Source organism: Tepidiphilus sp. HLB4, assembly GCF_054823945.1.
In genome coordinates this window covers 1-9,724 of sequence record NZ_JSYB01000031.1, presented here as the reverse complement: position 1 = coordinate 9,724, position 9,724 = coordinate 1, and the positions used below count along the sequence as shown (strand labels likewise).

At 61.0% G+C, this 9,724-nt stretch carries 11 protein-coding genes and 2 pseudogenes; 9 read left to right on the top strand and 4 right to left on the bottom strand.

Annotated elements, in window-relative coordinates; all coding sequences use genetic code 11:
* The 6 genes and pseudogenes from OA56_RS06525 to OA56_RS06500 all read left to right on the top strand — a co-directional run.
* Nucleotides 1-195: pseudogene (locus OA56_RS06525) on the top strand (Vi polysaccharide biosynthesis UDP-N-acetylglucosamine C-6 dehydrogenase TviB); the annotation flags it as partial.
* Between the two features lie 140 nt (nt 196-335).
* The gene (locus OA56_RS06520) at nt 336-569 is read left to right on the top strand and encodes a TA system antitoxin ParD family protein (RefSeq protein ID WP_028874509.1); all 234 of its coding nucleotides are present in this window, start codon (nt 336-338) and stop codon (nt 567-569) included.
* A complete protein-coding gene (locus OA56_RS06515) occupies nt 566-844 on the top strand; it encodes a type II toxin-antitoxin system RelE/ParE family toxin (protein WP_461584175.1) in 279 nt (92 codons plus the stop codon). The genes OA56_RS06520 and OA56_RS06515 overlap by 4 nt, the downstream gene beginning before the upstream one ends.
* A gap of 179 nt (nt 845-1,023) precedes the next feature.
* Nucleotides 1,024-1,146: pseudogene (locus tag OA56_RS06510) on the top strand (type II toxin-antitoxin system YoeB family toxin); the annotation flags it as partial.
* A 195-nt stretch (nt 1,147-1,341) separates the two neighbouring features.
* Complete coding sequence (locus OA56_RS06505; RefSeq protein WP_461584173.1) at nt 1,342-2,574, top strand: lipopolysaccharide biosynthesis protein; 1,233 nt, start codon at nt 1,342-1,344, stop codon at nt 2,572-2,574.
* A 7-nt stretch (nt 2,575-2,581) separates the two neighbouring features.
* Nucleotides 2,582-3,502: an FkbM family methyltransferase gene (locus OA56_RS06500; RefSeq protein WP_461584171.1), complete on the top strand. Its 921-nt coding sequence runs from the start codon at nt 2,582-2,584 to the stop codon at nt 3,500-3,502.
* A gap of 81 nt (nt 3,503-3,583) precedes the next feature.
* Here the strand turns inward: OA56_RS06500 and OA56_RS06495 are convergent, their stop codons facing one another.
* The 3 genes from OA56_RS06495 to OA56_RS06485 are packed head-to-tail and all read right to left on the bottom strand — an operon-like array spanning nt 3,584 to nt 6,455.
* A complete protein-coding gene (locus OA56_RS06495; protein ID WP_461584169.1) occupies nt 3,584-4,432 on the bottom strand; it encodes a glycosyltransferase in 849 nt (282 codons plus the stop codon).
* Nucleotides 4,432-5,337, bottom strand: a complete 906-nt coding sequence (locus tag OA56_RS06490) for a glycosyltransferase (protein ID WP_461584167.1) — start codon at nt 5,335-5,337, stop codon at nt 4,432-4,434. Before OA56_RS06490 ends, OA56_RS06495 begins: the two co-directional genes overlap by 1 nt.
* Complete coding sequence (locus OA56_RS06485; RefSeq protein WP_461584165.1) at nt 5,334-6,455, bottom strand: glycosyltransferase family 4 protein; 1,122 nt, start codon at nt 6,453-6,455, stop codon at nt 5,334-5,336. The genes OA56_RS06490 and OA56_RS06485 overlap by 4 nt, the downstream gene beginning before the upstream one ends.
* A gap of 298 nt (nt 6,456-6,753) precedes the next feature.
* Between OA56_RS06485 and OA56_RS06480 the strand changes: the two genes are divergently transcribed.
* From OA56_RS06480 to OA56_RS06470, 3 genes are read left to right on the top strand one after another with little or no spacing between them, the layout of a single operon-like run.
* Entirely contained in the window at nt 6,754-8,091 is a 1,338-nt protein-coding gene (locus OA56_RS06480; RefSeq protein ID WP_461584163.1) for an AAA family ATPase, read from the top strand.
* Between the two features lie 5 nt (nt 8,092-8,096).
* Nucleotides 8,097-8,579 (top strand): hypothetical protein, encoded by a 483-nt coding sequence (locus tag OA56_RS06475; RefSeq protein ID WP_461584161.1) that lies wholly within the window; start codon nt 8,097-8,099, stop codon nt 8,577-8,579.
* Between the two features lie 36 nt (nt 8,580-8,615).
* Nucleotides 8,616-8,849 (top strand): hypothetical protein, encoded by a 234-nt coding sequence (locus tag OA56_RS06470; RefSeq protein WP_461584159.1) that lies wholly within the window; start codon nt 8,616-8,618, stop codon nt 8,847-8,849.
* Here the strand turns inward: OA56_RS06470 and OA56_RS06465 are convergent.
* A complete protein-coding gene (locus OA56_RS06465) occupies nt 8,812-9,684 on the bottom strand; it encodes a glycosyltransferase family 2 protein (protein ID WP_461584157.1) in 873 nt (290 codons plus the stop codon). The genes OA56_RS06470 and OA56_RS06465 overlap by 38 nt on opposite strands.
* Nucleotides 9,685-9,724: the final 40 nt, after the last annotated feature.

The following is a 9,724-nucleotide window of genomic DNA, read 5'->3' as shown; positions in this document are numbered from 1 at the left end:
GCCCGGCAGGAATACGGCCTCGAACTCACCCTGAAGCCAAAGCTCGGCACCTACGACGCCATCGTGCTCGCCGTGGCGCACCGCCAATACCGCGACCTAGGCGCGGAAGCGATCCGCGCCTGGCTGCGCGAGGGTGGGGTGGTGTACGACATCAAGGGGGTGCTGCCGCGAGAGGCGGTGGAAGGCAGGCTGTGAACCTCGTTTCGCTGCATCTTTTTCATCCAGGTTCGACCCTTGGGCGAGGATCGACCTTGGCGACGTCGGATGACCGCCCTTGACCGCATCGTAGCGCATGACTACAATTGTGGTAACCTGAAATTCAATGGAGCATTGCGATGAGCACGGTGTCTGTGCGTATCGATGAGCGCCTGGTCAACGCTGCACGCGCTGCAGCCAAGGCCGAGTTCCGTACCGTCCAAGGCCAGCTGGAATTCTGGGCCAAAGTAGGTCGCGCCGCGCTCGACAACCCGGATCTTCCCGCATCCTTCATTGCCGAGAGCCTGATGAGCATGGCCGAACCGCGCGAAGACAGCACCGCCTTCGTCCCTCGCTCAGCAGCCAAGGCATGAGCTGGAGTGTTCGGCAAACCCGGCGCTTTGCCCGCATCTACAAAAAGCTACACGACAACGTGGTGGCCGAAGTCGATGCGGCCATCGAGACCGTGGCTCAAAACCCCGACATCGGCGAGAAGAAGAAAGGCGACTTCTCGGATCTGTGGGTCTACAAGTTCTGCTGCCTCGGTCAACTCTACCTCTTGGGCTACACCCGAGATGACGGCGTTCGCTTGGTCTATCTCGAAGCCGTCGGTCCCCACGAGAACTTCTACCGCGACTTGAAACGCTAAGGCAAACGCGACGTCGAAGGACTCGCCCGCACGAGGCTGCTCGTCGTCGAGGAAAAAAATCCCACCGCGGCCGCCTACACTCGGCCACGAGCGAGGAGCTCGAGACCTAGGCGGACCGCGTGCTCGACTCGCAGCGCCTCGAGGACGTGTTCGGGGCATGAACGTCCCATTTTCACCGCGAGCCCTTGAAAGAAAACCTCTCGGGATTCTGGTCGCGCCGCATCGACGATACCCACCGGCTGGACTACTGCGTGGATTCGCAGCACGCCTTGGTGGTGATTGCCTGTCGTTATCACTACTGACGATCATGGTGGTTGCCATCCCCCTCGTCTTGCTCGCCGATGCGCAGCGGGACCGCATCGCCAACCGCTGCGATGAGTGCACGGCAATGCCCCGGCGCGGCTACAATAAGCGACATGAATGCCCGGCATGATGCTGAGCACAGCACATCTCCCACGGGAAAACCCGATGTTCCGAATCCTCCGGACGGCGGGATCTTGAACCTCGTCCTGCACCGTCTCCTGACCTGGCGCCCCGGCGGCTACCTGCGCGCGAGTGGCGGCTTGTTCGGCTGGCTGCTGCTGCGCGCGGCGGCGCAGGCAGCGATGGTCGTGCTGCTCGCCCGTGTGCTGGGGGTGGAGGGCTACGGCCTTTTTGTCACGGCCTTGGCGGTGAGTGGCTTTTTCTCGCCCATCGCCGGCTTGGGGCTGGGGGGACTCTTGCTGCGCGACGGCGCGCGCGAACCGGCGGCGTTGCCCCGCCAGCTGGGCATGGCGCTCGCGCTGTGGTGGCCGGCGGCGCTCGTCTGTTCCGCGGCCGCCACGGCGCTGCTTGCCTGGAGCCTGCCTTCGCGCATTCCGCTGGCCGCCCTCGCGGCGTTTGCCCTGGCAGAGATCGGTGCGGCCTCGTTCCTCGAACTCGCTGCCCGGGTCGAGCAGGCCCGGCATCGGGTGGGCGCTTTCGGAGCGATCCTGGCCGGCATGATCCTTGCCCGTCTGGCCGCGCTGCTGCTCTATGCCGCCCTGGGCGCGGTGGATCCGGTCGGCTGGCTTTGGGTTTACGCAGCATCGAGCGCGATCTATGCCGCGTTCCTTGCGCGCCGGCTCGTGGCCGGGCATCGGCCGGTATGGCCACAAAAGCGCGACTGGCGCATGGCCCGCGAGAGTTTTCCTTTCACGATCGGCGCGCTGTCGTTTCGCCTGCAAGCCGAATTCAACAAACCGCTGCTTGCCCGGGCGAGTTATGGCCAGGCAGGCAGCTTTGGCGTGGCGCAGCGGGCGGTCGATCTGGCGAGCCTGCCGTTGCAGGCGATGTTGGAGGCGCTGTGGCCGAAATTTTATTCTGAAAAAAAACCTGATTGGCAATTTTGGCTTATTGCGGGAATATTAGTATTTTTGGCCTTACTCGGGAGTGTTTTTTTGATTCTAGTGGCGCCTTGGCTTCCCCGTTTGTTGGGATCTGGGTTTGATGGTGTCGCGCAGCTGATTGTGGCGTTGGCTTGGTTGCCAATTTTTCAGATTATTCGTATAGGTGTAAGTGCGATAGTAGCAAAGCGGTGGCGCCATATTTTAATAATAGTTTATCTAGCTGGTGGAGCAAGTGGAGTAATTTTTGCATTATGGGTTATACCTTGTTTTGGGCTTCGTGGGGCAATATGGAATGCCTATTTTTTCGAGTTTTTTCTAATATTGCTTCTTTTTGGCGCCTTCTTTAAAATAAAATCGGAATAAATTAATTATGGAAAACATTTTTTTTGTAAAAATTAATAAGATCAGCCGAAGTATCAATAAGGAAGGATTGATCAATTATTTATGGCGATTATACAATCTTGGAAAATATAAATATTTTGCGCGTAAATTAATAAATTTCTCATTATTGCAGCGCAGCTGTGCTAACGTTGAAGGTGTTCCGATTGCTTTGCCTGATCGCATTGATGGCATTAAAGAAGAATTGATTTTATATGGAAAGCATGAACCGTTAGCAACTGTAGAGTATAAACGACTTCTGAAGCCAAAAGACGTTATTTTCGATATTGGATCGAATATAGGTTATTATCTTTTGATTGCTGATAAAGCTTTGGAAAGTGCCTGCTGTATAAGAGGATTTGAACCCGATCCAGAGCTAGTAAAACTTGCTCAGGAAAATGCTAATAAGTTAAATTCAGACATTCGCGTAGAACATTTTGCTATTTCTGATCGCGTTGGGAAAGTTAATTTTTTTGTTTCAGATGTTGCTAACTGGGGTTCTGTTGTTGAAAATAAAGAACTTAAGCAAAGAAATAAAATTGAAGTTCAGGCTACTACGATTGATAATTATGTTCAAATGCACGGGATTTGGCCTACAGTTTTAAGGATGGATATTGAGGGCGGCGAGATACTTGCGCTACGCGGAGCGCGTCAGACGCTACAGCGAGTGCGGCTCGTATTTATAGAGCTTCACTGTATGTTCCTCTCAGATGGTCAACTTGATGAAATTTTAGATATTCTCGATTATTCTAATTTTACCCAATTTATTTGGTTTGATAGGTATTATGATTGGCCATGGAGTAGGCCGGAAGCGGCCAAGCGCTCATATAGTATAGGAAACGTAATCGACTTTAGAAAAGCGGTGCAAAGCCATACTTACAAAGTGATGACGGTATTTGCGAGTAGAGAGTAGTTGTCAGGTCCCGGGAGATTGCATCGGTCGCGCCGCAGAGCGTCTGGGCCGCGGTGGAGCGCATTCTCTCGAACGGCACAGTCATGGCAAACCACGCGAGGCCAGACGCCAGCCCCGCCAGAGCGCGGTGAGGGGGATGAGGCTGCGCTGGCGCAGGGCGCGCAGCAGCGCCCGTGCGGATAGGGAGAGCGCGCGGCCAAGCAGATACAGGCCGAGTTCCAGTCGGTTTTTTGCCAGCTTGCGCGCCAGCAACCAGTGCGCCGTGACCATGCGTTCTTCGTAGAAGGCCGAGCCTTGGCCGCTGCCGGCATTGCCGGCGTGGCGCACCAGCACTTCGGGGACGTGCACCATGCGCTGCGGCCCGAGGCGGGCGCCGAGCATCACGTCCTCGCCGTACATGAAGAAGTCTTCGTCGAAGAGCGGTAACCCTATGCGTTCGGGGGCAATCATGAGGGCGCAGCCGCTGGGGTGCATTACCGAAGCGGGCAGCGGACGGGACGACAGCAAACCGAAGTGGCGCTGGTAATACGTCGCACCGCTGAATCGGTCACCTTGATCGATCAGGGGGAAGGCCACGACCGCTGACGAATGGGCAGCCAGCGCTTCGCTCAGGGTCGAGACGGCACCGGGCAACACTTCGGCATCGTTGTTGAGCAGGAAAACCCACGCCTGCGGCCAGCGGGCGAGAATCGCCTCAATGCCGCGATTGACGCCGGCGGCAAAGCCGAGGTTGGCGGGCGAGATTTCTAACACGACCCGGTCCGGCTGCTCCTGGCACACGGTGATGCCCTTTGCGCTTTCGCCGCCGTCGCCGGTGTTGTCCCACACGAGCACAGCATCCGCTCCGTCGGCGAGCAGGCTGCGCACGCAGCGATCGGTGAGCGCGGCGTGGCGGTAATGCAGGGTGAGGCCGATGATGGGATGGCGCATCAGCGTATCGCCTTTGATTCGAGTCCCTCGCGCAGCCCGCGCAGCATGGCCTGGCATTGTTCTTTTCGGCGCGGGTCGGTCAGTGCATGTACAGCGAACGTGACGAGCAGCTTGGCCACCGCCCACGCTTTCCAGACGGCCGGCACGTAATTGCGCCGCATCAGGATGACGGCGTTGCGGAACAGGAAAAAGTGCCGCTGTGGCGAGCGGCTGGGCCAGACGCGCCAGCCGAACAGCCAGAAACGCACGCTGGCCTCGCCCATGCGGTGGATGAAACCGACCTGCGGCATGCCATACAGCGCATAGCCCGCCGCCAACACGCGGAACGACCATTCGGTGTCCACGTGGTCGATGAACAGCGCATCGTCCAGGCCGCCGAGCTGGCGGTAGACGTGGGCCGGAATCAAGGTGCCGCTGCCGTTCAAGTTGGCGAGCCGCACCGGCTCGGTCTGCGTGGCGGGCGGGAAGCGGCGCCGCCAGCGCCAGCGCGTCATGCAGTGAAAGCCGTGTTGCAGGCCGGTGTGGGCATCGACCATGCGCGGGCCGGCGCAGCCGGGCGGATCGCCCCGTTCCAGCACGTTTTCATAGGCTTTGACGAGGCTCTGCACACCGTCCGGGCCGGGTTCGGTATCCTGATCCAGCAGCAGCAGGTAGGCGAGATCAGGCGCCAGTTCCAGTGCCTTGCGTGCGCCGATGTTGAGGCCGGTGGCGAGGCCGAGGTTCTCGGCATTGGCGATGAACACCGCCCCGTGCGCCTCGCACAGCGCGCGCAGCGGCTCGCGCAAGTCCGGGGCCGAGGCGTTGTCCACCACCACACGCAGCGCGTCGGCGGGCAACTGGCGCAGTTGCGCGTCGAGAAGGGTGAGGTCCGGGTTGTAGGTAACGGTGACGGTGGCCAAATTCATTGCAAAACTCGCCCCACCCTTTCCCCAAACACCTCCCACGCAAACCCTTTGGCAAACGCGCGGATGCCCGCTTCGTCCAAAGGCGTGGCCAGCAGTTGCAGGATGGCATCGGCAAAGGCGGCGGCATCGCCCGGCGCCACCAGCCGCCCGCTCACGCCGTCGGCCACCGCATCCACCACGCCGCCCGTGGCGTAGGCCACCGTGGGCAAACCGTGCGCCGCAGCCTCGATCGCGACCATGCCGAAGCCTTCGGGGTCGTTGGGGAGTTCGCGCACGGGGAAGACGTGGAGGTCGGCGGCGTACCAGGCTTCATCGAGCGCGGGGCCGAAGAGCGGGCCGGTGAAGCGCAGGGCGTGCTCGATACCGCAGCGGCGGGCCGCGTCGAGGATGGCCTGCGGCGTCTGGGCCTGGGCGTGCAGGGCGTCTTTCGGCACGTCGCCCACCACCACGAGCGCGGCGTCCGGTTGCTTGGCGACGATGCGCGGCAGCACCTCGGTGACGAATTCGCGCAGGCCCTTGCGCGCCGTCAGGCGTCCGACGGAGAGCAGCACGGGTTGCTCGTCCAGTCCGTGCCGGGCGCGGAAGCGGGCGCGGGCCTGCGGGTCGGGGGGCGGGAGGTCGACGCCGGGATGCACGAGGGCGAGCCGATCGTGCGGCACGCCCAGCGCCTGGGCCAGGCCGGCAGTGTAGCGGCTGTTGGCGATGAGGCGATCGAGCCGGCGGATGGCCGGGTACCACAGGGCGCGGTAGAGGGGGTGCGGCACGGCTAGATCCAGCCCGTGGGCGTAGGCGGCGGCACGCGCGCCCGAGGCGCGGGCGGCGGCAAGCGCCATGGGGGCGGTGAGGGCGCTGCCGGCCACGATCCATTCGGGCCGCAGGCGCCGTGCAAGCATGAGGGTGCGCGCGAAAGCGCTGGCGAGAAAGCGCGGAAGCGGCTTCAGCGGCACCGGGTGCAGCAAGACTTCCGGCGGCAGGTACGCTTCGGCCCCGCCGGGCCCCACGACGTGCACTTCGGCGCGTTCGGCGAGCGCCGCGGCCAGCCGCAGGTTCAGCCGCTCCATTCCGCCCAGCAGCGGCGGAAGATTGCGGGTGACGAGCAGGATGCGCGGTATGCTCATGCGTTGGCGTCGTTCCGGGATGTCGGCGCGGCTCGGAAGGGAGACGCCGTGCGCGGCCGTGGTGCCGGGGTTCCCCACAGGAGGCTTTCCACGCTGATTCCAAGAACGACTACCGCAGTGTTCATGTCAATCTCCTGCAGGCCTGGCGCTGCGCTTCGACATTGTAACCACATTGCGTGGCAGGCAAGGTGGCTTCGCGCTACAATCGTACAATTTCGCTCGAAATTGCCAGAACTGCTCGCCGGCAGGAGGTCTCTTCATGTGCCGGGGTCTGAGCCACAGCCAAGGAGGCTTCGCCATGCTGACCGCCATCACGCTGGAAAACTTCAAGAGCTACCGGCAGGCACGCCTGCCGCTTGCGCCGCTTACCGTGCTGATCGGAGCCAATGCATCGGGCAAGAGCAACGCCATCGAGGGTATGCGCTTACTCTCGTGGCTGGCACAGGGGCAAAGGCTCTCTGCCATCCAGTATGCGGTGCAAAGCGGCGATCGGCTGGTGCGCGGCAGGGTCGAAGATTTGTCGTTCGATCGCGGTCCTTGGTTTGGCTTGGGCGCGGAAACGGATCAGGCCGAATGGAACCGGCTAATGATGCGGCTGGAGCGGCGTGCCGATGGTTTGCACATCGTGGGCGAAACCTTGAGCCACGAAGGCGCGAGTGTGCCCCTTTATACGCTCGATCAGCCTTCGCACGAACGGAGTACGGATTGCGGCGTGGCCTACAACAACTTCGCCAAAGGCGGCAAAAAACCCCACATCATTTGCTCCGACCAGCAGGCTATTTTTACGCAGCTCACTAGTTCAGCAGCTTTTGAAGCAGCGCACAAAACTTCACGTGAACGCATCCCGCCCGTGGTCAAGGCACTGGAACGCTGGCTATCGGACATTCTGTTTCTCGACCCCGTCCCCGCCCGCATGCGCGATTATAGTTTTCCTTCGGATAAAGCGCTGCAAGGCGATGGCAGTAATCTGTCGGCGGTGCTCTATCACCTTTGGGGGGTGGATCGTGACAAAGAGGTGGAAACGGCTCAAGGCCAGAAGGAACCTGATCGTACACAACGGCAGGACATTCTCAAATTCATTCAAAGCCTGCCGGAACAAGACATTGTCCGCCTGTCGTTTTTGATAGAACCGCGCGGTGGGGTGATGGTACAACTGACCGAAACCTTCGGTGGGCATGAGCGCGATGTGGATGCATCCCTACTGTCGGATGGCACCTTGCGTGTGCTCTCCATCGCAGCGGCCATGCTCTCTGCCCCTGAAGGCAGTCTGGTGGTGATCGAGGAAATCGACAATGGCGTGCACCCCAGCCGTGCGCATCATTTGCTCGCCAACATCCGCAGCATTGCAGAGCGTCGGCGCTTGCGTGTACTGCTCTCCACCCACAACCCGGCGATGCTTGACGCGCTACCCGATGCGGCGCTGTCCGATGTGCTGTTTTGCTATCGTGACCCGAATGACGGCAGCAGCCGGGTGGTTCGGCTGCAAGACGTGCCGGACTACCCGGAATTGATCGCCCAAGATACCCTTGGCAGGTTGGTTACGAGCGGCGCCTTGGAGCGTTTCGTCAAACGACCGCAGACGCTCGAGCGGAAAGCCAAAGCGATGGCGTGGCTGGAATCCATTCAGCATGGGTGATGATAATGAGCGCTATCATTTTGCTCGATACCTCGGTGTACCTCAACGTGCTGGATGTTCCGGGATTCAACCAAGACCGATCCAACGTGCTCGGTTCGTTCCAACGATCGATCCAAGCCGGCGACTATTTTCTCTTGCCACTGGCCACGGTATGGGAAACCGGTAATCACATCGCCGATTTGGATACTGGGCAGACGCGTCGGATTTATGCAGAGAAATTGGTTGATGAGATTGCCAAGGCGTTCCAGGGTGAAACACCCTATCGAGTGACCCATTTTCCGGATCGCGATGAATTCTTACGCTGGCTGGGGAATTTCCCGCAATTCGTCATGCGAAGCAAGTCCTTCAAGAAGCAGCGCGAGGGAATTAGTCTGGCCGATCTTTCGATCATCAAAGAATGGGAGCGAAATTGTGAGCTCCATCCTATGACCCGAGTCCGTGTCTGGTCCTTGGACGAGGATTTGGCTTGCTATGACCGTCAACCCTGATGATAGGGCGGTTCGCTGAACTTGGGGGAGCAACACATGAAAACGATCCTGAAGACCGAACCCGTCGAAGCGTTTTTCCAGCGGGGGTGCCACCTCGCCCGGCTCGCCGACGGGGAGGAGACGCTACCGGCCGAGCGCATCATCGCGTTCGAAGATCCGGCCGATCTGGCCCGACTCATGACCGCGGCCAAGATCGCTCTTTTCCGCGCCGCCAAGGAGCGCCCCGGTTCGCTCATCCCCCCTCATCCTCCTTGTACATCAGCGCCGTGATCTGTTCCGACACCAGCCCCATGAGGAAGATGAGCAGCGAAGCGGTGTAGAGCAGCGCGCTCATGTTGGTGAAGCGCCCGATGTCGAGGAAGGTGTGGACGTACCACACGCTTGCGGCGAGAAAGAAGAGCGCCGAGAGGGGAGCGAAGAGTTTCAGGGGGGAATAGAGCGTGGCGATTTTGAAGATGATGAGGAGAAAGCGCAGGCCGTCTTTCCACGGCTTGAGGTGGCTCTTGCCGATGCGCGCGCTCGCGTGGATGGGGACGTAGGCCACGGGGTAGGCGCTGCGGAAGAACGCCATGGTGATGGTGGTGGGGTAGGAAAAGCCGTTGGGCAGCAAGTAGAGGAAGCGGCGGAACTTGGCCGCGCGCACGGCGCGGAAGCCGGAGGTGAGGTCCGGGATGCGGTGGCCGGTGACGTAGCCGGCAAGGCGGTTGTAGAGGCGGTTGGCCAGCCCCCGGCCGAGGCTCGCCTGCGAGGTGGCATCGCGCGCGCCCACGGCCATGTCGTAACCTTCGTCGAGCTTGGCCAGAAGCCGCGGGATGTCGTCCGGGTCGTGCTGGCCGTCGGCGTCCAGGAAGACCAGCACTTCGCCCGTGGCCGCGCGCGCGCCGCTCTTCACCGCGGCGCCGTTGCCCAGCGACACCGGGTGGTGCACCACGCGGGCGCCGGCGGCCTGGGCGAGGGCAGCGGTGCCGTCGGTGGAGCCGTCGTCGACCACGATGAGCTCGGCCTCGGGAAAGCGCTCGCGCAGGCGCGCGAGCAGCGGGCCAAGCGCGGCGGCTTCGTTCTTGGCGGGGAGGATGAGGGAGAGGGTCATCGTGGTGCTCTGCATTCAGGACGAAGCTGCTCTCAAAAACGTACGCAAAAGTGCG